The sequence below is a fragment of the Zhongshania guokunii genome, assembly GCF_040892635.1.
GTDB classification, from domain to species: domain Bacteria; phylum Pseudomonadota; class Gammaproteobacteria; order Pseudomonadales; family Spongiibacteraceae; genus Spongiibacter; species Spongiibacter guokunii.
Window position 1 is genome coordinate 65,388 of record NZ_JBFRYA010000009.1, and the last position, 24,022, is coordinate 89,409.

A 24,022-nucleotide genomic window follows, 5' to 3' on the forward strand; every position below is an offset into this window, starting at 1 on the left:
GCCGCTTAAACGAATAATACCGAGCAGAGTAGCTCTGCTCGGTATTAATTTGACCGGCGAACAAGCGAGGGAGCGCTAGCTTTTAGGCGCGGCGGCTTTTTTAGCAGCTGGTTTTTTGGCTGGTGCTTTTTTCACTGCGGCTTTTTTTGGGGCTGCAGTTTTTGCTGGGGCTTTCTTGGCGACGGCCTTTTTAACAGCGACTTTTTTTGCGGTCGCTTTCTTGGCTGGCGGTTTACTAGTTTTGTCAAAGTTTTTCGCGGCATCCTGAGCTGCTTTTGCCAGTGCTTTAGCGCGCTGGTAATCGCCTTTTAGGTCGGCGAGCTGCTCTTTGGCCATGATCATTAAGGCTTTGGCATCTAGCTCTAATTCTTTGGCTGCGTCTACCGCGCCGTGGGCGCGCTCGACTTGTTTGTGGATTTTAGCGTCCATACTGGCCTTGGCTTTGTGCTGTAATTCACTCAGCTTTTGCTGCTCGGCTTTTAATTTTTCACGCGCGCGTTCAGCTTGGGCTTTGGCCTTATCCATTGCCTTGTGGGCATCCGCCATTAAGCGATCGCGCAACTGTTCAAGTTTGTGTTCTAGGGATTCGATTTCTTTGCGGATCAATGCGACGGGATCCATTTTCTTATTTGCCATGTCGGTGAGCCTCTGAGGGTCGATTTTTGTTGTTAAATAAAAATCAGCAACAGCATTAACATAGCAAACTTTGCGATAATGGACAGTGAATACTGGAATGATAGGTGAAAAAAATGGATAAATTGAAAACTGATGCTATCGAAGCGGCTGCGTTTCGACGTTTATTGGCGCATTTGGATAGTCGCAAAGATGTGCAAAATATCGATTTAATGAATTTGGCGGGCTTTTGTCGCAACTGTTTATCTAAGTGGTATGTTGCCGCCGCAGAGCAAGAGGACGAAAGCATAGATTATGAAGCAGCTCGGGAGCGGGTATACGGTATGCCCTACGCTCAGTGGAAGGCTGAGTTTCAGGCTGAAGCAAGCCCAGAACAATTGGCGAGCTTTGCGAAAAAAAGCGATTAAACGGGGGCTTAAAGCCCGCCGTTTGGAATGAAACGGTTATCGGTGTTGGCGCGAATCCACAATAACATGTCGCGAGACAGCTTCTCACCGCGCTTGCGCAGGGCTTTATTAATCCAGATAGCAGGGGATTCCTTGCCGGCATCCCAGCCGCTGATTAATTTCTCGGCGCGGGTGAAAAAGCGAATTAAATCGATTAAATCGTCGTTGCTCAGTTCGGCGACTGCAGTCTGCCACTGCTCTGCAGAGAAGCGCATAAAGGCCGAGTAGCTTTGCTGCTCTTGTTCGCTAAAGGGTGCGGGTAAGGATTCGAGTTGCTCCTTGCGACTCAGGGCAATGCATTGTTGTAACCACTGCTGGTCGATACTAAGGGTGTCTTTCTCTTTTTCTGGGGTCCAGCTGCCAATCGCCATTTTTTGCCTATACCTAATACTGATGATGAGGGCTAATACGCTAGTATAACGCACAATCACGGGTGACTTGTGCTTGGTGATTTGCTATTTTACTGGCTATTTATCCAGCAGTAGGTCGCTTACCGTGAGACGCAGCGTTTGCGCAAAATAATACATTGCGACTGTGATTGTTTTTACGCCTCAGTAGAGGCGCGCGACAACCCCAGTTTGCGTGGTCGGCCCGTAGCCGTTGGTGGCGATGCGGCGCGGCGCGGCGTGATTGCGACCTGTAATTACGAGGCGCGGGCTTTTGGCGTGCATTCGGCCATGGCTACAGCAACTGCATTGCGACGTTGCCCAGATCTCGTTATTGTTACGCCAAATATGGATAAATACCGCGAGGTGGCGCTGCATATCCGCGCTATTTTTGCCCAGTATTCAGAAGTAATTGAGCCGCTTTCTCTCGATGAAGCGTATTTGGATGTAAGCGACAGCAGTGCATTTCAGGGCAGCGCAACCCGAATTGCCCAAGCAATCCGTCAACAAGTGAGTTCTGAACTTGGTATTACTATTTCTGCGGGGGTGGCCCCCAATAAATTTTTGGCCAAGGTGGCCAGTGATTGGAATAAGCCCGATGGTCTTACCGTGATTACCCCTGCGCAAGTCGATGACTTTGTTTTGAGCCTGCCCGTAGGCAAAATTCATGGTGTGGGCAAGGTGATGCAGCAGCGTATGGCCGCGCTAGATATTTACACCTGCGCCGATCTCCGTCAGCGTAGTATGGATGAGCTGCAGCGTCATTTTGGCAAGTTTGGTCAGCAGCTTTATGACTATGCGCGGGGAATAGATCACCGCGATGTTAAAACCCACCGTCAGCGTAAATCCCTGAGTGTCGAAAATACTTACGCCGAAGATATCGAGGGTGTCGAGCTGGCACTAGTGGCCTTGCCGGCCTTACTCGATGAACTCAAGCGGCGCCTGCATAAGCACGAGGGTGAAACCTTTAGCGGTGTGTTTGTGAAATTGAAGGCGGCTGATTTTAGGCAGACCACCATAGAGCGGCGCTGCGACGGCTTTCTTGAATTAGACCTGTTTGAGACCTTGCTCAAAGAAGCTTGGCTAAGAATGGAATCGTCCCTTAGGCTGATTGGTGTGGGTGTTCGCTTTGCGGCCAAACAAAATGGGGTTGCTGAACGTCGCGCTGAATATCAGTTAGATTTGTTTGATCCTGGTATATAGCCCCTCTATTTAATAGCCATGCTCCCCAGAAGTTCACCTTCGCAAGCATCATAAAAATTGGCATTGGTGATGCAGTAGATTTGCGTTCACCGTCTCCGGTAAAGCGTTTTAATTTGGCAATAAAAAAGGGAGGGCGGCAAAACCGCGCTCCCTTGTTTGCAGATTAAAAGCCCTTATTTATTAGGGCTTATCACCTGAAGCTCAACACGACGGTTGCGTTCGCGACCTGCGTCGGTGTTGTTGTCGGCAACTGGTTTCGTTTCACCGTAGCCTTTGGCTTTTTGACGTGACTCACTAATACCTTTGCCGGTCAGGTAGCGTACTACTGATTCGGCGCGAGACTGAGACAGTTTCAGGTTGTAAGCATCACTACCCACAGAGTCGGTGTGACCCATAATGATAATGTTGACGTCAGGCTCATTGGCCAGTGATTCTGCGACCTTATCAAGTACGGTCTGCGAATCCAGCATGAGTCGCGATTTGTTAAACTCAAAATGCACGCCGCTTAAAGCAACAGTCTGAGAAATTACACAGCCACGTGAATTGACTTTAAGGCCTGGCAGAGTACCGGGGCACTGGTCAATCTTGTCTGGTACACCGTCGCCGTCGCTATCCAATGGGCAGCCCTGAGCATTTACTGGAACGCCGCGTGGGGTGCCTGGGCACTGGTCAATATCATTTGGAACGCCGTCGCCGTCGTCATCAATAGAACAGCCGTTTACGTTAACCCGTGCGCCAGGAGGCGTGTTGGGGCATTGGTCGCGGAAGTTAGGGATGCCGTCGCCGTCGCTATCCAGCGGGCAGCCAGTAGCGTCAACCGGGGTGCCGCGTGGAGTGTTGGGGCATTTGTCGATGCGGTCGGGTACGCCGTCACCGTCGGAGTCGTAATTATACGGGCGCGGTTTCTCGCCAAAGGGCACCGAAATACCGATTAGGGCTGCGTAGGTGTAGAAATTATCGTCGTCAGGAAATAACGGGAGGTCTCGCTGAATACTGTCAATTTGGTAGCGAATCTCACCGCGAAGGGAGACTTTATCTAGCTCATACATAAAGCCGACGATTGCATCACTGCCGTAATCAGTTTGATTTGACGTGACGGTAGACGTTTCGTAATCAATTTCATGGTAAGTGACGCCTACGCCCATATAGGGCTGCAGTGCATCTGCGTCTAGCATAAACGCGCCACGGGGGAAATACAGAAAATCTAAGCCACCGGCAAAGCGGCTGTAGGTGTCATTTTTGGTGTTTTTTAACTCACCGTAGTTGAGGTGAGTATCAACCATGACATAGGCACTTATCGGTTTACCAATACCAATTTTGCCTTCGTTACCTGAGTCGTAATCGTCTTTATCAGCAAAGGTAGAGCCAATCATGCCATGAACACGCCAGCGGCTATCGATTACTGTTTCTTCGTCATCGGCTGCATAGGCGGAAAATGCACTGCACCCAACAGCAAGAGCAAGCGTTATATTACGCAGTTTACTCATTGATAATTTCTCCATAGCTTTGTGTTGTAAAAACGCGACCAGTTGGTCGCGTTTTTTCTATTGTTTTTAGAGAGGGAGCTCGAGGCCGGATAAGATGTCGCCCAAACCTAAGGTGTCAAGCACACCGTTAAGCGCTGTAAGATCAGGAGCTAGATCTAAGGGAAGACCTGTTTGCTCTGCAACTGTCGCTAAAGCGCCGGCCAAGGTTGCAGCTAAGTCTTCCGGATTTAAGCCTTCGAGTGCGCTAGCCAAATCCTCAGGATTAATCTCCTCTGCGCCAGGAATCATAGCCACTAAGTCGGTAATTGCGGCTATGACGTCGTCTGTTGGCAAACCTTCTCCACCACCATTGCTAAGTGCGGTGATTAAGTCGCCCACAATTGCCTGCACACCATCCAAATCGCTTGGAATAGGCACTGGCAGCTGATCTGCGCCAGGAATGGCACTGAAGTCGCCGGTTAGAATTGCATCGAGCAATGCATCAACGGGGATCTGGTTCAGCGCGTCGCCAACCGGTAGGTTAGAGATCGCTGGGTCGCCGTAGTAGCCAAGGTTAAACAGGGCAGGTAGTAACAGCTGGTTAGACAGATCGTCATTAGCCGACAGCAGTGGGTCGAAAATCTGGCAGGCAGAACCGGCCTGATCTCGCAGTGCAATGGTGCCAGCAGGCTGAATCAGCACGCTTGCGCCGTTTTCAGACAGCGGATCTGCTTCTACTGCAGGGTTGCCACCTTCGGCGGGTTTAGCGGCGGTGTACATCAGGTTTTTGTCGGCGTCGACAAACACACGAATACACATTGTTGCTATGCGGGCATCGCCTTGAGTAACTAATAACCCATTATCACTTGCACTAAACTCTGCTGGCTTGCCAGCACTGGTTAATTGCAGTGGCAGGGTGTTGAGTGTTTCGGCTGGTACGCCGGAGCCGAGGGCATCAGCAAGAGGTATTAGTGCAGCATCCAGTGGGGTGTCAGTTGGAATGCTGTCTTCTGGCAGGCCAACACCTTCGGTAATAGGCGCGATAACACAGGTTTTGTTGGTGCTGTCGTAGTAGCCAACATCGGCGGTGAATATAACGGCCTCTAGATCCGTAACAGGCCGTAATATACTGAGGTCAGCAGGATCAACAGTCGCTGGGTCGGCGCCAGCGTCTACTGCGCTTTTCAACAGAGCGTGGGCGTAGAATCTGCGGCTGCCTGGGGTAGCGCTAAAGTCAAAACCGTTTTCTTGGCTGGCGTCAGCGCTGTAGTTGCCGCTGCCAAGGCAGGAGAACTCATCAACAATCGGTGCCTGTGATGGGTCGTCTTGTTGCTGTAACAGGTACAGAGCAACTAAGCGGTCATCGATAACTTTGACAGTAACGGAATCGGCCAATGACTCTTTGTAGGTTGCGGTTAAACCAGAGCTACCAAAGATTGGGTTAGCTGGCGTGGTTGGGCTCGCGGTAGTCATTGAGTCTTGTACTGGGTTTACCTTCAGAATAGTCGGTGCGCTAACAGTCCATTTAACTGTGCTGTCGCCGCAGCGGGCTTCAGGGATGGCAGGGTCAGCGTATTTGCAAAAGGCAACGAAGTCTTGGTCTTCCTGAAGAATGCCGTATTCGATGGTGTATGTGTCGTTCGCGTTCACGGTAGCGAGGGAGCCGTCCTTATTAATGGGCTTGATGGTGATTGAGTCAACATCTGCATCGGTAAGGTTCAGCTTTAAATTGCCGGTGATGGTGCTAGTGCCGCTATTTTTATAGCTGGCGGTAACCAAGCTATTGTTTTTAGCCGTATTGTTGCGAATGGCGTTGTATGCAGCCTGGCCAATTAATGTCGCACTGCCGTCAGTTGCACTTAGGTTGGTGCTGTAAATGTCGGTTGGCGTTCCTGACCAGCTTAAAACACCGGCGCCGCGGCACTGGTAGCGATCAAATGCTTGGTTAACATTTAAGGGGTTTTCGTAGTGAAGTTTGGCAACCATTTGCAGCACTTCGCCAGCGGGTACCGTTGCTTCTGTAATGGGGGTGGTGCCGTTATCTAAGCCTTTGCAGCTTGCCAGTGGGGTAACGGTTTGGTCTAAGTCGCCGTTACCATTACAGGTTTGGCCTGCAGGGTTGACTACGACGCACACATCCACAGACTTAACCGCTGCGGGCTGAATGATGATGGTTTTAACATTAAAGGTCGCTGGGTCGTTGGTCGTGTCGTCATCATAGAGCAGTTCACAGTCGGAACCCGGAGCGATGGCGCTGATAATAACGGTAGTGGATTCCGTATTATTGATGCTATTAAAGGGGTTGGTGATGGTTGCAGCTGCCGCGGTTTGGTCGCTTGAATATTCTGCAAAGTTGAAGAAGCCTTTATTAGCGCAAAACTGGGCTTCTGCAGTGCGGTTTTCAGTCTGGGTCAGACCTTGCAGGGCTTGCAGCAACTGATAAGAAGCAGTGGCAGTCGCGTCTGCATTCAGCGGGTCGATTAGGATAAGTTCTGGGCCTTTGATTTCAGGTGCGCCTTTACGCGTGGGTGGCACAATATAAAAATATTCGCTTACTTCCTTGCTTTCACCTTCAAAAATGTAGGTGCCTGTTAAGAGAAGTTTAATCTGGCCGCTTGGCTCAGGAAGGAGCGCGGTGCTAATAATGTCTTTTACTTTGCCGGCACTTGTGAGACGAACCCCGTCAGCAAGGCCCGCATACTCTGGGTCATGGACTTCAATAGACCAAGTGGTGCCTTCGGTGACGTTCAGCTCCGGCCCAAGGTTTTTTTGAACGCCATCTGTTTGCAGAGCGACCATCCGCACGGGAAGGCCTTCGCTAGCTTTACTGTTACCTAAGCCGGCGAACTTATTTGTGCCGGAAGGGAAGTCTATGCGCAGAGATGTAGGGTCGAGCCTTGGGTTGGCACGGTCTGGGCTGCGGGCGTCACTACCGCCACCGCAAGCAACGAGCAAGCTCGCTGCGATAGCTAACGATATGCTAAGAAATTTCGTTTTCATTTATTCCCCTCCGGGAGAAGACAGCTGAAACACAAGTGAGGTGAAAATTAAAGTTTTTAGAAGTACGTAGTTTCACGGATGTGGTTGCTAAAAACAACACTATGCGCGGCTAGGTTTTGATGTTAGCGCCAATTATGTGAAAATTTCTGTGAAACAGTTTTAAAACAGGGCTTTTAAGCAAAAAAAAGCGTTGGATTTAATGATATAGGCGGGGAATGCCCTTCCGTTTGGAAGGGCAAAATTCAATTATTGATAGCTTTCGATCGGTGGGCAGGAGCAGATTAGGTTGCGATCACCGAACACATTGTCGATGCGATTCACTGTTGGCCAATATTTGTTCTCACGCAAACTACTTACTGGGAAGCCAGCTTCTTCTCTGGAGTAAGGTCGGTCCCAGTCGCCAGCAATAATATCTGCTAGGGTGTGAGGGGCATTGACCAGTGGATTATTGTCGGCGGGAAGCTGACCACTTTCGACGCGGCCTACTTCGCGGCGAATATGAATCATGGCGTCGCAGAAGCGATCTAGCTCGCGCTTGGATTCGCTCTCGGTGGGCTCAATCATCAAGGTGCCGGGTACTGGGAAGGACATGGTTGGTGCATGGAAGCCGTAATCCATTAAACGCTTGGCAATGTCTTCTTCGCTAATGCCGGTGCTTTCCTTCAAGGGCCGCAGGTCAATAATGCATTCGTGGGCGACACGGCCGTTGCGGCCGGTGTACAGCACGGGGTAGTGGTCATTGAGGCGGCTCGCCACGTAGTTGGCATTCAAAATCGCAACCTGAGTTGCTTTTTTAAGGCCTTCTGCGCCCATTAGGGCAATATAGGTCCACGATATTGGCAGAATACCCGCGCTGCCATAGGTGGCGGCCGAGACGGTGTCGTTGGTAATTTCTAGGCCTTCTACCGGAAATACCGGGTGGCTTGGCAGGAACGGTGCCAGATGGGCTTTAACGCCAATCGGGCCCATGCCGGGGCCGCCGCCGCCGTGGGGAATGCAGAATGTTTTATGCAGGTTTAAATGCGATACATCGGCGCCAAACTCGCCGGGCGCAGCTAAGCCGACAAGGGCGTTCATATTGGCGCCGTCGACATACACTTGGCCACCGTGCTGGTGGGTGATGTCGCAAATTTCGCGAATGCCTTCTTCAAATACCCCGTGAGTTGAGGGGTAGGTCACCATCAGTGCCGACAGTTGTTCGCTGTGGCGTTCGGCTTTGGCGCGCAGATCCGCGATATCGACATTGCCTAGGGCATCACAGCCAACAATCACCACGCGCATACCTGCCATGGCGGCAGATGCGGGGTTGGTGCCGTGGGCTGAGCTGGGAATTAAGCAGATGTCGCGATTAAAATCGCCGCGGCTTTCGTGGTAGCGCTTAATGGCGAGCAGGCCGGCGTATTCACCTTGCGAGCCAGCATTGGGCTGCATTGAGAATTTGTCGTAGCCGGTGCAGGCAATCAGTTGTTGTTCAAGCTCGTCGACCAGTTGTAAATAACCGGCAACTTGGCTGTTGGGTGCAAAGGGGTGAATACGGCCGAACTCCGGCCAGGTTATGGGCAGCATTTCGGTAGTGGCGTTGAGCTTCATAGTGCACGAGCCCAGTGCAATCATGGAGTGATTGAGGGCGATGTCTTTGCGCTCAAGGCGGTTCATATAGCGCAGCATTTCGGTTTCGGAGTGATACTGATTAAACACCGGATGCGTTAAATAGCTGCTGTGGCGCTGGAGCTCGCTGGCGATGCCCGGTAATTCTTGGAGGCTCTCGTCGATTGCAGCTACCGAGGGTAGGGTTTTGTCGCCGGCGAAGACCGCCCACAGCTTTTCAATGTCGGCAGCGGTGGTCGTTTCATCAAAGCTAATGCCGAGCTCGGTGGCGCCGCGGCGCAAATTAAGCAGTGCGCTTTCAGCCTTGTTTGCTAACTCGGCAGCTTGGTCACCGCACTGCACGGTGAGGGTGTCGAAGAAGTTAGTATTGCTGGCAAAGCCTAATTGTTTGAGGCCCTCGGCAAAAATACCAGTCATGCGGTTGATGCGCAGCGCGATGGTTTTTAGGCCGTCGGGGCCGTGATAAACCGCGTAGAACACCGCCATGATCGCGAGCAGGGCTTGGGATGTACAAATATTGGATGTCGCTTTTTCACGGCGAATATGTTGTTCCCGGGTTTGCATGGCCATGCGCAGGGCTTGGTTGCCACGGCTGTCTACCGAAACGCCAATGATGCGGCCCGGAATAGAGCGCTTGTAACTGTCGCTGGTGGCAAAAAACGCGGCGTGGGGGCCGCCAAAGCCCATGGGCACGCCAAAGCGCTGGGTATTGCCCACCACAATGTCGGCGCCTTGCTCGCCGGGTGGTGTCACCAATAGTAGGCTCATAATGTCGGTGGCGACTACCGTCAATGCGTCTTGTGCCTTGGCGGTGGCGGTAATGGGGCGTAAGTCGCGGATCTCGCCATTGCTGGCGGGGTTTTGAATCAACACGCCAAAACAGGGTGTGCTGGCTAGCTCGCTTTCTGCATCGCCAATATGTATTTCTAAACCCAGTGGCAGGGCGCGGGTCTGTAGTACTGCTAGCGTTTGAGGATGGCAGCTGCGATCCACAAAAAATACATTGCTCTTGTTTTTGCGCACGGCGCGTTTACACATCGCCATGGCTTCGGCGGCGGCGGTGGCTTCGTCCAATAGCGAGGCATTGGCCAATTCGAGGCCGGTCAGGTCGATAATCATTTGCTGGAAGTTCAGCAGTGCTTCAAGGCGACCTTGTGCAATCTCGGGCTGGTAGGGCGTGTACGCGGTATACCAGCCTGGATTTTCCAATACATTGCGCAGAATGACCGGCGGGGTGATGGTGTCGTAATAACCCATGCCAATAAAAGATCGGGCAATTTGGTTTTTGCTGGCGATCTCGCGCAGGCGATTTAGCGTTGCGGTTTCACTTTGTGGCGCAGGTAGCGGCATGTCGCCGCGCAGGATGGCGGCGGGAACGGTTTGTTGAATTAGCTCATCGAGTGAACTCACGCCAAGGGCGCTTAGCATGGTGCTGGTTTGCGCGGCGTCCGGGCCAATATGACGTCTCAAGAAGTCATCGCTTTGAGAGAGGGTGTTGAGGTTGTGGGTCATGCTGAGGGCTGCCTGCGTAGTAGGATTTGCGGCCGCCATTAAACCATAAAGAGGCGGGGGTTTCCTTGGCAATTTTCCCTGATTGGCGTGCTTTATTGATGCAGATCGCCGCAAATTCACTGCGCTAATCTTGGTATTTTTCTGTGGAATCGCAAACCGCATTTAAGGCCTTTTTTTACCTGACGGGCGATGCGTTTTTAATTTTATTTACACCATTGGCCGCTAATGTGTCGCAAGGCGGCTAATTTATTGAAATTAGTACTGATGAAGGCGTTTAGCGTCTCGAATCCCTTAGTTGAAGCGTTATAAGATGGTCGCTAATTGCGTAATTATGTGAGGCTCGGTGGTGCTGGTGGAACTTAAAGGGATGCTTAGGGTGTGTAGTAAGCCCGCTGTAATTGGGCTGGGTGTATTACTCGGCGCTTGTGTGCCGGTCTCGACACCGAATACCGCGCAAATACCACCGGAATACACCGCCAAAGAAGGACGCATTTCCTCGCTGGAATCGGCACTTGCCGATGCGATGATAGAAATCGAGAAAATGAAGGCCCGCACAGTCAGTAGTGGCGACGAGCTACCGGCAATTCCGCCCAATGCTGAAACTGGCCGCTGCTATGCCCGCATGCTATTGCCACCAGCCTATGTGGATAGGGTTGAGACACGCATGGTTAAAGAGGCGAGTGAGCGTCTAGAAACGGTGCCAGCAAGTTTTGCGTGGTTTGATGAGCAGGTTTTAGTGAGCGAAGAGCATGTGCGCTTAACCGTGGTGCCCGCCACCTATAAATGGCTGGAGGAGCGCACCGAAGTACTGCCCGCGCGGAGCCAACAGGTATTACTTACCCCCGCCGAGTATAAAACCGTCATGGAAGAAGTAATCGTGACCCCTGAAGAGTTGGTGTGGCAGCCTGGTCGCGGTGAAATTGAAAAAATCGATGAAGAGAGCGGCGAAATAGTTCATCAGCGGCGAATTCCGGCCAAATACAAGCAAATTAGCAAACAGGTATTGGTCGCGCCGGCGCAATATCGCAAAGAAGTGACGCCGCCGGTGTATGAGACTTTGCGCAAACGGGTGGTTGATGTTCCCGAGCACACTATTGAAGAGCTGGTGCCTGCTAAGTACAAAACCGTAAAAGTGCAGCGTGAAACAGTTCCCTCGCGTGAGGTCCGCCACCCGATAGCGCCGGTTTACAAACGCTTTACTTACCGCGAGAAAGTGGCGGATGCGCGTTTGGATTGGCGGATGATTCCCTGCGAGCGCGAGCTTAGCAAGGAGCTGGTCTACAGTGTGCAGCGTGCACTGCGTGCCAAGGGCTACGACACCGGCGGGGTTGATGGCGTATTGGGTAAATACACCTTGGCGGCGATACACGACTTCCAAAAGTCGCAGGGTTTAGCGACTGGGCGCCTATCTGTAGAGGTTTTAGAAACCTTGGGAATACCACTGCTAGCGGCGCAATAGCGCTTTGCCCGATGAGCGCTGGACAATAAAATTATCCAGCGCTGCTTGCCGATATGATTTTGTGCAGCGCACAATAGTGCATGGAATCTCTATTAACGTTACTCACTGATATTCGAGCGTGCACGGCCTGTGCTGAGCATTTACCCTTCGGCCCGCGGCCAGTGGTGGTGGCGAATACGGCTGCAAAAATTCTGATTATTGGTCAGGCGCCGGGCACTCGGGTGCATCAAACCGGTATTCCCTGGAACGACCCCTCGGGTGATCGCCTGCGGCAATGGCTGGCCATTGGCCGCGAACAGTTTTACGCCGATCCACGCTTAGCCATTATGCCTATGGGGTTTTGCTACCCCGGTAAGGGGAGGTCAGGTGATTTGCCGCCGCGCAAAGAGTGCGCGCCGCTGTGGCATGCACGCTTGTTGGCCCAGATGCCAAATGTGGAGCTGGTGTTACTGATTGGTCAGTACGCTCAGGGCTACTATTTACGCGATGGCTTCAAGACCCTGGCTGAGCGTGTTCAGCAGCACCCGCTAAAAGATCGTTATTTTCCGCTGCCTCATCCCTCGCCACGCAATCAGCTGTGGCTAAAACGTAATCCGTGGTTTGATAGTGATGTGCTGCCCTGTTTACAGGCGCGGGTGCGGACTATTTTGGAGCTTAAATGAGTAAAAAATTGGGGCCTTGGCAGCAGCTCAGTTGCCGGCAAGTCTACGAAAATCCGTGGCTGCGCTTGGAGCACCACGAGGTGAAAACACCAGCATACACCGATGGTATCTACGGCAAAATTTGTTTTAAGAACATTGCGGTAGGGGTCGTGCCTATTGATGACGAGGGCTACACCTATCTCGTTAGGCAGTATCGCTATCCACTTGAGGAGTTCAGCTGGGAAATTCCAGAAGGCGGTTGCCCTTTAACTAGCGCACCTATAGCGGCTGCGCGCCGTGAACTGCTTGAAGAAACTGGCTTGTCGGCCGCGCGGTGGTTTAAATTGCAAGATTTACACACCTCAAACTCGGTGACCGATGAGTGCGCGGTCGTTTTTATCGCTGCAGGTTTGAGTCAAGGTCAGCAAGCCCTAGAGGTCACCGAAGATATCTTGGTAGAGCGGGTGTTGCTCAGTGATGCGGTTGCTATGGCCTTGGATGGTCGTATTACCGACGGTATTAGCGTTGCCGCGCTTTTGAAAATTTATGTTTTATTGGGCCGGTTTAATGGTGAGTTGGCCGCATACTTGGCGTCGATGCCGGAACTTGCCTGAGTCGAAACGAGACGCTGCGGCGAGCGTAAACGTGTTATATCTATTTTCTCAAAAATTGCGAATAGGGTTTAACAATGAATAAGAGCAGCGAAAGTTTATTCACAAAAGTCCGCGACATATTTGTCGCACTCGCTATAGTGGCGTTCGCTGCTATACCCAGCGCATACGCTGAACCCAGTGGTAGTGCGGGCTTTAGCAAAGAGCAGGTTTTGGCTAAGGCCAATGGCTTTTTTGGAGAAACGACCGAGGGCTTGGCCAAGGCTCTTGAAAAACTATTTGCCGAGCAAGGCAGTCCGAACGCGGTTATATATGGTGAAGAAGTGTCGGCTGCTATAGGGGTTGGTGTGCGCTATGGCCAAGGCGAGGTCGAGTTGGCGGGGCAAGCTCCCGAGGCTATTTTTTGGCAGGGACCGTCCGTGGGTTTTGATATGGGCGCCAATGCGGCCAAGGTGTTTACCTTGGTCTACCATCTGAAATCGACCGACGATTTAATGCAGCGTTTTCCGGGTGTTGATGGCAGTTTTTATGTTGTGGCCGGTGTCGGGGTTAATTACCAGCAGAGCGGCGAGATGATTCTGGCGCCGATCAGAACCGGTGTGGGTTTACGTGCCGGCGCAAGTGTTGGTTATGTGCACTACACGCGCAAAAAATCGTGGCTGCCGTTTTGATCTAAAGCTACAGAGATGCTGAGGTGTTCAGCATCTCTGGCTTACTTGCTTACGGTTGGGTTTCTAGGTTTTCCTGGCTTGGTAAGTCTTCGTTGGTTTCCAATACTTCTTTAGCAGCGGCTGTGCCAGCAACTTCTGATTCGGTGGCGGGGGTGGCGGCTGGTTCTTGAGTGGTCGCGTCTGGCGCAGCCTGCAGGTGGCGGCGATACAACTCATCTAAATACACACAGAGGTGGTTGACCACAATCTGGGTGCGCAGCGAGATGCCAATTTCAAAAGCGTGTTGCGCGTCTGGCAGCTCTGCATAGGCCACGGCTTGGGTCGACTCATTCTGTAGTGCTTGGTAAAGCACCCTAGATTCTTCGACTGGCACCAAAGTGTCGGCTTCGCCGTGAATTATAAGAAACGGCGGCGCATCTTTGTGCACCCAATATAGGGGCGACGCCTGCCGCCATAACTCGGGAGATTCAGCGCGCGTTTTCTTTAAGACCTTAGCCGACACCCATTGGCTTAGGGTTTCGCTACTGCGCTGGTTTTGGCTGTTAAGAAAATCGTATACGCCGTAGAAGGGCACGCAGCCCTGCACTGTGGTGTCGATTTCCTCAAAGCCGGGCTGAAACTCGGGGGCATTGGCGCTGAGTGCTAATAAGGTTGAGAGATGACCGCCAGCGGAGCCGCCGGTGGCAATGACAAAATTGGGGTTGCCGCCGTACTGGGCAATATGTTCTTTAATCCAGCTCAGGCCGCGCTTGCAGTCGATAATATGCTCTGGAAAGGTTGAACCAGGGCTGAGGCGATATTCTACCGCTACACAGACCCAGCCATTGGCGGCCATGTGATTCATTAGCGGCAGGGCTTGCTCATTTTTGCTGCCACATTTTTCTAGCCAGGCACCGCCGTGCATTTGGTAGAGCACGGGTGCATTGGCGGGTAAATCTTTACGGTGATAAATATCAAGACGCAGGCTGCGGGTATTTACCGTGCAGTATTCGATGTTTTTGTGGCGGCTAACATTGGGGAGTCGGTAGGCAAAGGGTTTAAGCAAGCGCTGAAAATCCGGTGTCATTTGCAGCGAGTCGGCGGTATTTAAGGCTTGTTCGGGGCTGAGGCCCAAGCCGTAGCGAACCGCTTGCGCCATGATGGGGTCGGCGCGTTGGGCTCGGAAGTAGAATACGCCAATGGCCACCCAGCTGCACAGTGCAATGGCGAGGCCGAGCGCGTCGCCAAAGCCACTGAGTTCGCCAAATAAAATAATGAGCAGCGTCAGCCCGACTTCTATGGCAATAATATGAATACCGAATTCGCCAGTGAGTACACCAAAAATAAAGCTCGTCACACCCAATAGCTCGGGGCGGGATTTATAGGGGTGGTAGACATTCCATGCTGTCCAGGCCCAGAGTAGTGAAAGTAAAAACATAGGGTATCTCTCCGTAAAGTTTGTCAGCATCATAGGCTAAGCGTGTGACGATCTCTAGAAAGTCGATCGCCAGCTTAGCGGGCATTAATCTGCAGCGCTGCTGCCATAGCGAATAGCGGTGACGTAATACAGGGTTTCTCCCTTGGGAGTAGTCACTTTAACTTCATCCTCTAATAATTTTCCGAGCATGGCCCTGGCCAGGGGCGAATCCATTGATAATTTATTTTGGCTCAAGTCGAACTCATCTGGGCCAACAATCCGGTATTCATACTCGCTACAGTCGTCATCTTCAAGGGTCACCCATGCGCCGAAGAAGACTTTGTTTTGGTTGGCGGGAATATCGTTAACCACGGTGAGTTCTTCGAGGCGTTTTGTTAGAAATCGAACGCGGCTGTCGATTTCACGCAGGCGGCGCTTGCCGTAAATATAATCGCCGTTTTCAGAGCGGTCGCCATTTTTTGCCGCCTCATGAACGCTGGCGGTCACTTTGGGGCGTTCAACTTTCCACAATTGACGAACTTCTTCGCGCAAACGGCGCTCACCTTCTGGGGTGATATAGCAGGAACCTTTGGCGCGAGGTGGGCGGTAACGTGACATACTAGGCTACTGTTTTTGAGAATAATAAGGCGCTATGGTAGCGCAGCGAACACCGACAGAGGATAGCTGGAAATGAATAAATGTGTGGCCATATTGCGGAGGGTATTTTCCGTCGCGCTGAGTCTGGGCTTTGGTTTGAGCTTAAGCCTAGCGGTTCATGCCGAGGTCGCTCTGCACGGCGAGTTGAAACAGGGCGGTTTACTGTGGGGCACGCTGGCCGCTGGTAGCTCGGCTAAGCTCGATGGCACTGCGCTTGAGGTTGCGGATAACGGTGTTTTTGTTTTTGGCTTTGATCGAGACGCCAATTCAACAGCTACGCTAGAAATTTGCAGCGCTGCAGCTACCTGCCAAAAGCAAGTTTTAAACATCGCTCAGCGGCAATACGATATTCAGCGGATAACGGGCGTGCCACAGCAAACCGTCACTCCACCGGCGTCGGTATTAGAGCGTATTCGCAAAGAGGGCGCATTGGTTGCCAGTGCTCGTCAGCAGCGCTTGGCTCGACACGATTTTACCCAAACCTTTAAATGGCCGGTGCTCGGCCCTATTACGGGTGTATTCGGTTCTCAGCGTGTCTATAATGGCAGCCCTGGGCGTCCCCACTACGGTTTGGATATTGCTGCGCCTACCGGCACAACAGTAACTGCGCCTATTGATGGCGTTGTGAGTCTTGCGTATCCGGATATGTTTTATTCCGGCGGCACCTTAATTATTGATCATGGTATGGGGGTTTCATCGACCTTTATACATTTGAGTCGGGTGTTGGTGGAGGCTGGGCAGGAAATTAAACAGGGCGATGTTATTGCTGAAGTTGGCGCCACAGGGCGGGCAACTGGTCCGCATTTGGATTGGCGAATGAATTGGGCGGGCAAGCGTCTGGACCCAGCGCTGGTGATTGGGCAAATGCCAGCAAAAGATTAAGTATTACTTTAGATTAGTGTCAGCTAAATAGAATGTGCTGGCGACAGAGCTTGCATTGCTTGCTAATAGAATTTGAATTGAGAGTGCGGTAAACAATGATTGATAAGAAATTGCTAGAAATTCTGGTGTGCCCAGTGAGTAAGGCACCGCTGGACTACGATCAGCAGCGCAATGAATTGGTGTGCAAGGCCAGCGGTTTAGCCTATCCGATTCGCGATGGCATCCCAGTGATGCTCGAGTCGGAAGCGCGAGTTCTGACAACCGATGAGAAACTAGGCTAAAAAGTCGCGTTAATCCCTGATATTGGGGTGTATCTTGGCTTATTCGGCAGGATACACCTTTCCCTATTTTCGTTATACTTGCCGTTTTTTCGTCGCCGCCAATTGCCTTGCCTATCGCAAAGACACTGTTGGTGGCATAGGCCGTTGTTGCCCACGGAGTGAGAGAATTCCCATGAAAAGCGCCGCCATTCGCGAAGCCTTTATTCGTTATTTTGAAAGCAAAGCTCACACCCAAGTGGCCAGCAGCTCGCTGGTGCCGGGTAATGACCCCACCCTGTTATTTACCAATGCTGGTATGGTGCAGTTTAAAGACGCCTTTCTGGGCAGAGAAAAGCGGGGCTATGTTCGCGCGGTGAGTTCGCAGCGCTGTGTGCGCGCGGGCGGCAAGCACAATGACCTAGAAAACGTCGGTTACACCGCTCGCCACCACACTTTTTTTGAGATGCTGGGCAACTTTAGTTTTGGCGATTACTTTAAACACGACGCCATTAAATTTGCTTGGGAGTTTTTAACCTCGCCCGAGTGGATGGGCATTCCCACCGAAAAACTCTGGGTAACGGTTTACGCCGACGATGACGAAGCCTACCAAATTTGGAATGAGCAGATGGGTGTGCCCGCCGAGCGTATGGTGCGCATCGGCGACAATAAAGGCGGCAAATACGCCTCCGACAACTTCTGGTCGATGGGCGACACCGGCCCCTGCGGCCCGTGCACCGAGATTTTTTACGACCACGGCGCCGACGTAGCGGGTGGCCCGCCGGGCAGCCCCGATGAAGACGGCGACCGCTATATTGAAATTTGGAACAACGTGTTCATGCAGTTTAACCGCGACGCCGATGGCACGATGACGCCATTGCCTGCGCCCTCGGTGGATACTGGTATGGGCCTAGAGCGTATTTCTGCGGTGATGCAGGGCGTGCACAGTAATTACGAAATTGATTTGTTCCAAAATCTCATAAAAGCCACCGCTGAAGTACTTAATGTGAGCGATATTGAGCACACTTCGCTGCGGGTGATTGCCGATCATATTCGCTCGTGCGCTTTTTTGGTCTCTGATGGCGTTATTCCTTCCAATGAAGGTCGGGGCTATGTATTGCGGCGGATTATTCGCCGCGCCGCCCGTCACGCTAATAAATTGGGCGCCGAGAAAGCCTTCTTCCACAAGCTGGTGGCACCTCTAGCCTTGGAGATGGGCGAAGCTTATCCAGAGCTAGTGACTCGCCAGGCGCAAATTGAAAAGGTATTGCTGCAGGAAGAAGAGCAGTTTGCCAAAACCCTAGATCAGGGTATGAAGATTCTTGAGCAGGATTTGCAGGGATTAAGCGGCAAACAGATTCCCGGTGACACCGTATTCCGTCTCTACGACACCTATGGCTTCCCCGTTGATCTCACTGCCGACATCGCCCGCGAGCAGGGTTTGAGTTTGGATATGGACGGCTTTGAGCAAGCGATGAATGCGCAGCGTGAGCGGGCGCGCTCTGCCTCTAATTTTAAAGTCGATTTGAGCTCAGAGTTAAATATTGACGGCGAAACGGCATTCTGTGGCTATCAGAGCCTAGTTGAAGAGGGCGCAGTTGTTGCCTTGCTGCAAGATGGCCAGCGGGTAACGTCCATAAAAGAAGGTGACGCTGGCGTCATTATTCTAGATCAAACCCCGTTTTACGGGGAGTCCGGCGGTCAGGCCGGCGATGCCGGTGTACTTAGCGCCAACGGTGTGCGTTTTGAAGTGCGCGATACCCATAAATCAGCTGGTCATCACCTGCATCACGGCGTGCTGGTTAGCGGCGCTATCAAAGAAGGCGATCGCCTGCAGGCCGAAGTCGACAATAATATTCGCCAAGCAACGGCTTTGAATCACTCGGCAACCCATTTATTGCACGCGGCATTGCGTCAGGTGTTGGGTGAGCACGTCGGTCAGAAGGGCTCATTGGTCGATGCCCAGCGCCTGCGTTTTGACTTCTCGCACTTTGAAGGCGTGAGTAAAGAACAGCTCGCCGAAATTGAAGCCTTGGTAAATCAGCAAATTCGTCGGAACAGTGCTGTGCAGACCGAAATTATGGATATGGATGGTGCGGCCAAGCGTGGCGCCATGATGCTATTTGGCGAGAAATACGGCGACGAGGTTCGGGTGCTCAGCATGGGCGGCGACTTCTCTATAGAACTTTGTGGCGGCACCCACGTGCAGCGCACCGGCGATATTGGCCTGATGCGTATTGTGGCGGAATCGGGCATTGCTGCCGGCGTACGCCGCATCGAGGCGGTGACTGGCGCCACGGCGCTAGCCGTCTTCGAGCAAGCTGAAAGTGAACTGGGCCAATTGGCAGGCTTGCTTAAAACCGGCCGTGACAAACTCAGTGACAAAATTCAGCAACTGCTCACTCAGCAAAAGCAGCTCGAAAAAGAACTGTCGGCGCTGAAGGGTAAATTGGCGAGCTCGACGGGTGACGATTTACTGAATCAGTGCGAAGAATTTGCCGGCATTAAAGTATTGGTGACCAAGCTCGACGGCGCCGATGCAAAAACATTGCGCGACACCTTAGACCAGCTAAAAAATAAACTCGGTTCCGGTGTGATTCTGCTGGCCGCAGATGACGGCGGCAAAGTGGCGCTGGCGGCGGGGGTGACGAAAGACCTCACTGGCCGTTTTAAGGCGGGTGAAATAATGAAACTTGCCGCCGCAGCGGTGGGTGGCAAGGGTGGTGGCCGTCCAGACATGGCGCAGGGCGGCGGTGTTGATGTGGCGGCTATTCCTGCAGCCTTGCAGGCGGTGCGCGATTACTGTGCAGCCAAATAAGACCTTAGCTTGATCTATCTGGGTGCAAATACTACGTAAATCACGTATAGCGGCCTGTGGGTCATTTCCTTTAAATTTGATCTGGTGTTTAATGAGCGCCCTCTGAAATGGGCGTTTATTAGCAGAAGCGAATCATGAGTCTAATAGTTCAAAAATTTGGCGGTACCTCGGTAGGAACTGTTGATCGGATTAAAGCGGTAGCCAAAAAAGTTGCAGCTTTTCGTGAACAGGGCCACGACATCATCGTAGTTGTGTCGGCAATGAGCGGAGAAACCAACCGCTTGATCGACATGGCCAAGGCAATGCAGGAAGAGCCTACACCGCGTGAGTTAGACGTATTAGTGTCTACCGGTGAGCAGGTAACTATCTCTCTGCTGTGTATGGCCTTGCATGATCTGGGACAGGGTGCGAAATCGTACACTGGTACTCAGGTTCGAATATTGACCGATGAAGCGCATACCAAGGCGCGAATTCGGGATATTGATGATGCCAAGATCCGCAGCGATCTCGCTGCGGGCAATGTGGTTGTGGTGGCAGGTTTTCAGGGCGTTGATGAAAACGGCAATATTACTACCTTGGGGCGCGGTGGTTCAGATACCACTGGGGTGGCTTTGGCGGCAGCGCTGAAAGCCGATGAATGCCAAATTTATACTGATGTGGATGGGGTCTATACCACCGATCCGAGGGTGGTGAGTAATGCCCGCCGCTTGAACCGTATTACTTTTGAAGAAATGCTGGAAATGGCCAGCTTAGGTTCTAAAGTATTACAGATCCGCTCAGTAGAGTTTGCTGGTAAGTACAACGTGCCATTGCGGGTGTTGCATGCTTTCCAGGATGGACCAGGGACATTGATTAGCTTAGAGGAAAACTCGGATATGGAAAACCCGGCAATTTCGGGCATCGCTTTCACCCGTGATGAAGCGAAGATTACTGTATTAGGCGTGCCGGATACTCCGGGTTTGGCTTATCAAATCCTTGGTCCAGTAAGCGATGCAAATATTGAAGTCGACGTAATTGTACAAAACGTCGCCGAAGACAACACCACTGACCTCACCTTTACGGTCAGTCGGGGAGATATGGCAAAGACTGAAGCCATTGTGCGTAAACTGGTGAAACAAACAGGTGCGCGAGAAGTCAAAACGGATGACAAGATTGCCAAGGTGTCGCTGGTTGGCGTGGGAATGCGTTCTCACGCTGGTATTGCCAGCAAAATGTTCAAAACTCTGGCAGAGGAGTCTATTAATATTCAGCTGATCACAACCTCAGAAATAAAAATTTCTGTAGTAATTGATGAGAAGTATTTGGAACTAGCCGTTCGCTCGCTGCACGCAGCATTCGAACTGGATTCGGAGCCTAGTATTTAAATCTAAGACGCTATTTGCGCTGTGCTGCACAAGGATTCGCACCAGGGTTTGGCGTTGGGCTCTTACAAGGAGATGCCATAATGTTAATTTTAACTCGTCGTATTGGTGAGACCTTGATGGTTGGTGATGAAGTCACAGTGACTGTTTTAGGTGTAAAGGGAAATCAGGTTCGTTTGGGTGTAAATGCGCCTAAAGACATTGCGGTACACCGTGAAGAAATTTACGATCGTATTCAAAATGAAAGCAATGGAAATAAGGAATAAAGCGAAAAAAGCCGTTTAGGCCTTTGCTTATTTTCTGAGTGTGGTATTATGCCGCCCGATTCGTTGAACAGCGCTATGTGCTGATTAACGCTCTACTTTTTCAAGCCTAGCTTGTTTAGGTGGAAAATTTCCGGAGAGGTGGCCGAGTGGCTGAAGGCGCTCCCCTGCTAAGGGAGTATGGGGTTTATAGCCTCATCGAGGGTTCGAACCCCTCCCTCTCCGCCATTATTGAAAAAACCTGCTGATTTAGCAGGTTTTTTTTCGTCTGCAGTTTTTGTGTGGGCTCTACCTCATTAATGGGGGGGCACTCATCAAGCCCTGGCTATAATCCCGTCCCACCCGCAGTGGATCAGCACTCGTAATCGATAATTCTCAAAGCTCCTAAAACCATACGCTCACCGTGATGATTTCTATCTTGTTGTGAAAGCCTTCAGTAATCCCGTTACTTTTTCGAAATCGCCAGATGGCAACAATCGATGCCATCCAAGACGCTAGCGTCTTTGCTAAGGTTCGAAGTGGTGCGGGGTTCGGCTATCTCTGAGGCTTCGTGAAGGGCTGCTGCTGAGCTTTTCGTATCAATCTCATTGTGTGTGTATCTCCAGCAGCAGCGGGACGGGGTCGCTTAGCTTAATCCATTCTTGATAGTTACCGACATGAAGGCTTGGTCTTCTCGGCCTTTCGTCCAGACTGCTAAAATTGTTATTTTGCCGTTTATGGAGAAAGGCACAAAGAGCTGCAAGTCTTCGGACCGCCACTTTAAACTGGGGCTAGTGCTGTGCAGCCCTGATAGAAAGAACTCGCCAGTCCAATTCAAATTTTTAACTCGACGCTGCTTTTTCGGAAATATGCCGATTCCCTTGTTTTTATTTTTTCCCTTCCAAATATAGTCGCCGGCCCAATTTCTGTAAGCCTCGGTGGATTGGGTTGGGTCTTCACACTCTTGTATTATTAAAATATCGGCATCAAATTGCTCTAATGCGAAGAGTTTCTTCCTGAGTGCACCATTGCAATTCCAAGTGAGTATTTTCATTTTTCCGCTAACGTCCTTATTTGGCGCAATTTATGATAAATCTATCTCCCATGGGTATCTGGGGGTTTGTAGTAGCATATTATAAAAGGCTTATGGAGGAGCTATAGATGTCTGAAGCGCAGCAAATTCAAATCTATCAATCTGACGATGGGAGTGTGCAATTAGATGTCGCCTTACAGCAAGAGACCGTCTGGCTGTCTCAGGCGCAACTGGCTGAGCTGTTTGGCACTAAGCGGCCCGCTATCACCAAGCATTTAAGTAATATCTTCAAAAGCAATGAACTTGAAGAGCAAGTGGTATGTTCCATTTTGGAACATACCACTGTACATGGTGCTATAGCCGGTAAAACTCAAACGAAAACCGTTAAACACTATAATCTGGATGCAATTATCTCTGTGGGTTATCGGGTGAACTTTGCCCGTGCTACGCAATTCCGCATTTGGGCTACCAACACCCTAAAACAGCACTTGGTCCAAGGTTTCACGCTCAACCAGCGCCGGCTGAAGGAGCGCGGTATTGAATTTGAACAGGTGGTGCAGCTGCTGTCGCAAACATTAGCAAATCAGCAGTTAGTGACCGCGCAGAGCACGGCGGTATTGCAGGTGATTAATGACTATGCCCGCAGTTGGTCCTTGTTACAGGGCTACGATGAGCAGAGTATCGTTGATCAAACTGCCCGCCAAACCGACATGGCAAGGCTGGAGTTAGAACAGGTATTACCCGCCATTGCATAGTTGAAGCAGGTCTTGCTTGCCAAAGGTGAGGCCACTGAGCTGTTTGCGCAGTTGCGCGGCGATGGTCTGGCCTCGGCCCTAGGAACATTAGAGCAAGGTTTTGGCGACGAATGGTTTTATCCCAATGTGGCAAGCCGAGCCGCTCACTTGCTGTATTTTATGTACACGATGTACGGTATGCAGCGGGTGCATGGATGCACAGGAGCTGCGGTTATTAAGAATCACCCCTTGGCCGATGGTAATAAGCGCACGGGTTCGTTTTTGTGGTATCTGCGCAATAATCAGCATCTGCTGGCCAAGCCGGTTGAGGCGCTGGTTAACGACAACACCTTGGTGGCCTTGGCCTTATTGGTTGCCGAAAGTAAGCCGGATCAAAAAGAACTGATTATTCGCCTTGTGCAGCAGTTTGATAGTGCTTAAGGCTTATTGAAGGACTAATAAGTGATAACAAAAGACCAGCTGGAACAGCTCTGCCTCGCTTGGTTTTAAGCCATCGGCTACGACTATGTGTGCGGCTATGATATTGCTCCAGATGGCGACAGCCCTGAGCGCAGTGACTACTGGCAAGTCGTTTTGCATGACCGCCCGTTGGGTAGTTTACAGCGTTTAAACCCAGCTATTCCAGCCAGCACTTTAGTGCAAGTGGCTTTTCAGGTAGCTAAACCAGAATCCCCGAGCTTAATTAAAAACAATAAAACCTTTCATTCTTGCTTGTTGTAAGGCGTTAAGGTCAGCTTTAACGATGGGGCAGGGGAAGAGAAGACCTATTACGTTAAATTGGTGGATTTTGCCAATACCGCGAATAATCAGTTTTTAGTGGTGAACCAATACACGATTACCGGCAGCAAGGGTAATCGCCGCCCCTATGTGATTGTGTTTGTTAATGGCTTGCCGCTGGCGGTCTTAGAACTAAAGAACTTGCCGAAGAGGTTGATGGCCTGTAGGGGTGAGGAGGATGCGCTACTTGGCGCATAGATCTTTGTGC

21 protein-coding genes, 1 tRNA gene and 2 pseudogenes are annotated in these 24,022 nt (G+C 51.4%); 15 read left to right on the forward strand and 9 right to left on the reverse strand.

The window, feature by feature from the left end:
* Positions 1-75 precede the first annotated feature (75 nt).
* On the reverse strand, positions 76-636 hold the full coding sequence (locus AB4876_RS11535; protein ID WP_368381811.1) for a hypothetical protein: 561 nt from the start codon (positions 634-636) through the stop codon (positions 76-78).
* Positions 637-749: 113 nt separating this feature from the next.
* Between AB4876_RS11535 and AB4876_RS11540 the strand changes: the two genes are divergently transcribed.
* Positions 750-1,040, forward strand: a complete 291-nt coding sequence (locus tag AB4876_RS11540) for a DUF1244 domain-containing protein (RefSeq protein ID WP_368381812.1) — start codon at positions 750-752, stop codon at positions 1,038-1,040.
* Between the two features lie 8 nt (positions 1,041-1,048).
* Here the strand turns inward: AB4876_RS11540 and AB4876_RS11545 are convergent, their stop codons facing one another.
* Positions 1,049-1,450, reverse strand: coding sequence for a hypothetical protein (locus AB4876_RS11545; protein ID WP_368381813.1), 402 nt, complete (start codon positions 1,448-1,450; stop codon positions 1,049-1,051).
* Positions 1,451-1,588: 138 nt separating this feature from the next.
* On the opposite strand from AB4876_RS11545, the gene dinB reads away from it, so the two are divergent.
* Positions 1,589-2,668, forward strand: coding sequence for a DNA polymerase IV (dinB, locus tag AB4876_RS11550; RefSeq protein WP_368381814.1), 1,080 nt, complete (start codon positions 1,589-1,591; stop codon positions 2,666-2,668).
* A gap of 173 nt (positions 2,669-2,841) precedes the next feature.
* On the opposite strand, the gene AB4876_RS11555 is transcribed toward dinB, so the two are convergent.
* The 3 genes from AB4876_RS11555 to gcvP form a co-directional block, all read right to left on the reverse strand.
* Complete coding sequence (locus AB4876_RS11555; protein ID WP_368381815.1) at positions 2,842-4,155, reverse strand: OmpA family protein; 1,314 nt, start codon at positions 4,153-4,155, stop codon at positions 2,842-2,844.
* A 66-nt stretch (positions 4,156-4,221) separates the two neighbouring features.
* A complete protein-coding gene (locus AB4876_RS11560; RefSeq protein WP_368381816.1) occupies positions 4,222-7,134 on the reverse strand; it encodes a hypothetical protein in 2,913 nt (970 codons plus the stop codon).
* Between the two features lie 246 nt (positions 7,135-7,380).
* Positions 7,381-10,254 (reverse strand): aminomethyl-transferring glycine dehydrogenase, encoded by a 2,874-nt coding sequence (gene gcvP / locus AB4876_RS11565; RefSeq protein WP_368381817.1) that lies wholly within the window; start codon positions 10,252-10,254, stop codon positions 7,381-7,383.
* 376 nt (positions 10,255-10,630) lie between these two features.
* Here gcvP and AB4876_RS11570 point away from each other — a divergent pair, with 376 nt between their 5' ends.
* The 4 genes from AB4876_RS11570 to AB4876_RS11585 all read left to right on the forward strand — a co-directional run bounded on the left by AB4876_RS11570 (position 10,631) and on the right by AB4876_RS11585 (position 13,636).
* Positions 10,631-11,713 (forward strand): peptidoglycan-binding domain-containing protein, encoded by a 1,083-nt coding sequence (locus AB4876_RS11570; RefSeq protein ID WP_368381818.1) that lies wholly within the window; start codon positions 10,631-10,633, stop codon positions 11,711-11,713.
* An 80-nt stretch (positions 11,714-11,793) separates the two neighbouring features.
* A complete protein-coding gene (locus AB4876_RS11575) occupies positions 11,794-12,375 on the forward strand; it encodes a uracil-DNA glycosylase family protein (protein ID WP_368381819.1) in 582 nt (193 codons plus the stop codon).
* Positions 12,372-12,968, forward strand: a complete 597-nt coding sequence (locus AB4876_RS11580; protein WP_368381820.1) for an NUDIX domain-containing protein — start codon at positions 12,372-12,374, stop codon at positions 12,966-12,968. Before AB4876_RS11575 ends, AB4876_RS11580 begins: the two co-directional genes overlap by 4 nt.
* 74 nt (positions 12,969-13,042) lie before the next feature.
* Positions 13,043-13,636, forward strand: coding sequence for a DUF1134 domain-containing protein (locus tag AB4876_RS11585; RefSeq protein ID WP_368381821.1), 594 nt, complete (start codon positions 13,043-13,045; stop codon positions 13,634-13,636).
* A gap of 49 nt (positions 13,637-13,685) precedes the next feature.
* On the opposite strand, the gene AB4876_RS11590 is transcribed toward AB4876_RS11585, so the two are convergent.
* Positions 13,686-15,053 (reverse strand): alpha/beta hydrolase fold domain-containing protein, encoded by a 1,368-nt coding sequence (locus AB4876_RS11590; protein WP_368381822.1) that lies wholly within the window; start codon positions 15,051-15,053, stop codon positions 13,686-13,688.
* An 84-nt stretch (positions 15,054-15,137) separates the two neighbouring features.
* Entirely contained in the window at positions 15,138-15,650 is a 513-nt protein-coding gene (greB, locus tag AB4876_RS11595) for a transcription elongation factor GreB (protein ID WP_368381823.1), read from the reverse strand.
* A gap of 72 nt (positions 15,651-15,722) precedes the next feature.
* On the opposite strand from greB, the gene AB4876_RS11600 reads away from it, so the two are divergent.
* The 6 genes from AB4876_RS11600 (at position 15,723) to AB4876_RS11625 (ending at position 21,498) form a co-directional block, all read left to right on the forward strand.
* On the forward strand, positions 15,723-16,571 hold the full coding sequence (locus AB4876_RS11600; protein WP_368381824.1) for a M23 family metallopeptidase: 849 nt from the start codon (positions 15,723-15,725) through the stop codon (positions 16,569-16,571).
* Positions 16,572-16,666: 95 nt separating this feature from the next.
* Complete coding sequence (locus AB4876_RS11605; protein ID WP_301027900.1) at positions 16,667-16,852, forward strand: Trm112 family protein; 186 nt, start codon at positions 16,667-16,669, stop codon at positions 16,850-16,852.
* Positions 16,853-17,024: 172 nt separating this feature from the next.
* The gene (alaS, locus tag AB4876_RS11610; protein ID WP_368381825.1) at positions 17,025-19,646 is read left to right on the forward strand and encodes an alanine--tRNA ligase; all 2,622 of its coding nucleotides are present in this window, start codon (positions 17,025-17,027) and stop codon (positions 19,644-19,646) included.
* 134 nt (positions 19,647-19,780) lie between these two features.
* The gene (locus tag AB4876_RS11615; protein ID WP_368381826.1) at positions 19,781-21,010 is read left to right on the forward strand and encodes an aspartate kinase; all 1,230 of its coding nucleotides are present in this window, start codon (positions 19,781-19,783) and stop codon (positions 21,008-21,010) included.
* 80 nt (positions 21,011-21,090) lie between these two features.
* The gene (gene csrA / locus AB4876_RS11620) at positions 21,091-21,273 is read left to right on the forward strand and encodes a carbon storage regulator CsrA (RefSeq protein ID WP_008247082.1); all 183 of its coding nucleotides are present in this window, start codon (positions 21,091-21,093) and stop codon (positions 21,271-21,273) included.
* Positions 21,274-21,405: 132 nt separating this feature from the next.
* Positions 21,406-21,498, forward strand: a tRNA-Ser gene (locus tag AB4876_RS11625).
* Between the two features lie 86 nt (positions 21,499-21,584).
* Here the strand turns inward: AB4876_RS11625 and AB4876_RS19085 are convergent.
* Both AB4876_RS19085 and AB4876_RS11635 read right to left on the reverse strand, forming a co-directional pair.
* Positions 21,585-21,789 (reverse strand): annotated as a pseudogene (locus tag AB4876_RS19085) (transposase); the annotation flags it as partial.
* A 106-nt stretch (positions 21,790-21,895) separates the two neighbouring features.
* A complete protein-coding gene (locus AB4876_RS11635) occupies positions 21,896-22,303 on the reverse strand; it encodes an exonuclease/endonuclease/phosphatase family protein (protein ID WP_368381827.1) in 408 nt (135 codons plus the stop codon).
* Between the two features lie 107 nt (positions 22,304-22,410).
* On the opposite strand from AB4876_RS11635, the gene AB4876_RS11640 reads away from it, so the two are divergent.
* The 3 genes and pseudogenes from AB4876_RS11640 to AB4876_RS11650 all read left to right on the forward strand — a co-directional run.
* Positions 22,411-23,037 carry a virulence RhuM family protein gene (locus tag AB4876_RS11640; protein ID WP_368381828.1) on the forward strand — a complete coding sequence of 209 codons (627 nt, stop codon included), beginning with the start codon at positions 22,411-22,413 and terminating at the stop codon, positions 23,035-23,037.
* A gap of 12 nt (positions 23,038-23,049) precedes the next feature.
* The gene (locus AB4876_RS11645) at positions 23,050-23,457 is read left to right on the forward strand and encodes a type II toxin-antitoxin system death-on-curing family toxin (RefSeq protein ID WP_368381829.1); all 408 of its coding nucleotides are present in this window, start codon (positions 23,050-23,052) and stop codon (positions 23,455-23,457) included.
* A gap of 312 nt (positions 23,458-23,769) precedes the next feature.
* A pseudogene (locus AB4876_RS11650) lies at positions 23,770-24,012 on the forward strand (type I restriction endonuclease); the annotation flags it as partial.
* Between the last annotated feature and the right edge of the window lie 10 nt (positions 24,013-24,022).

Excerpts from the sequence above, each read along its gene's own strand:
- AB4876_RS11575 (WP_368381819.1), top strand. The coding sequence starts at position 11,794 with ATGGAATCTCTATTAACGTTACTCACTGATATTCGAGCGTGCACGGCC.
- AB4876_RS11640 (WP_368381828.1), top strand. The coding sequence starts at position 22,411 with ATGTCTGAAGCGCAGCAAATTCAAATCTATCAATCTGACGATGGGAGT.
- AB4876_RS11580 (WP_368381820.1), top strand. The coding sequence starts at position 12,372 with ATGAGTAAAAAATTGGGGCCTTGGCAGCAGCTCAGTTGCCGGCAAGTC.
- alaS (WP_368381825.1), top strand. The coding sequence starts at position 17,025 with ATGAAAAGCGCCGCCATTCGCGAAGCCTTTATTCGTTATTTTGAAAGC.
- AB4876_RS11555 (WP_368381815.1), bottom strand. The coding sequence starts at position 4,155 with ATGAGTAAACTGCGTAATATAACGCTTGCTCTTGCTGTTGGGTGCAGT.
- AB4876_RS11585 (WP_368381821.1), top strand. The coding sequence starts at position 13,043 with ATGAATAAGAGCAGCGAAAGTTTATTCACAAAAGTCCGCGACATATTT.
- AB4876_RS11560 (WP_368381816.1), bottom strand. The coding sequence starts at position 7,134 with ATGAAAACGAAATTTCTTAGCATATCGTTAGCTATCGCAGCGAGCTTG.
- AB4876_RS11615 (WP_368381826.1), top strand. The coding sequence starts at position 19,781 with ATGAGTCTAATAGTTCAAAAATTTGGCGGTACCTCGGTAGGAACTGTT.
- AB4876_RS11540 (WP_368381812.1), top strand. The coding sequence starts at position 750 with ATGGATAAATTGAAAACTGATGCTATCGAAGCGGCTGCGTTTCGACGT.
- AB4876_RS11535 (WP_368381811.1), bottom strand. The coding sequence starts at position 636 with ATGGCAAATAAGAAAATGGATCCCGTCGCATTGATCCGCAAAGAAATC.
- gcvP (WP_368381817.1), bottom strand. The coding sequence starts at position 10,254 with ATGACCCACAACCTCAACACCCTCTCTCAAAGCGATGACTTCTTGAGA.
- AB4876_RS11605 (WP_301027900.1), top strand. The coding sequence starts at position 16,667 with ATGATTGATAAGAAATTGCTAGAAATTCTGGTGTGCCCAGTGAGTAAG.
- csrA (WP_008247082.1), top strand. The coding sequence starts at position 21,091 with ATGTTAATTTTAACTCGTCGTATTGGTGAGACCTTGATGGTTGGTGAT.
- AB4876_RS11590 (WP_368381822.1), bottom strand. The coding sequence starts at position 15,053 with ATGTTTTTACTTTCACTACTCTGGGCCTGGACAGCATGGAATGTCTAC.
- greB (WP_368381823.1), bottom strand. The coding sequence starts at position 15,650 with ATGTCACGTTACCGCCCACCTCGCGCCAAAGGTTCCTGCTATATCACC.
- AB4876_RS11545 (WP_368381813.1), bottom strand. The coding sequence starts at position 1,450 with ATGGCGATTGGCAGCTGGACCCCAGAAAAAGAGAAAGACACCCTTAGT.
- AB4876_RS11635 (WP_368381827.1), bottom strand. The coding sequence starts at position 22,303 with ATGAAAATACTCACTTGGAATTGCAATGGTGCACTCAGGAAGAAACTC.
- AB4876_RS11600 (WP_368381824.1), top strand. The coding sequence starts at position 15,723 with ATGAATAAATGTGTGGCCATATTGCGGAGGGTATTTTCCGTCGCGCTG.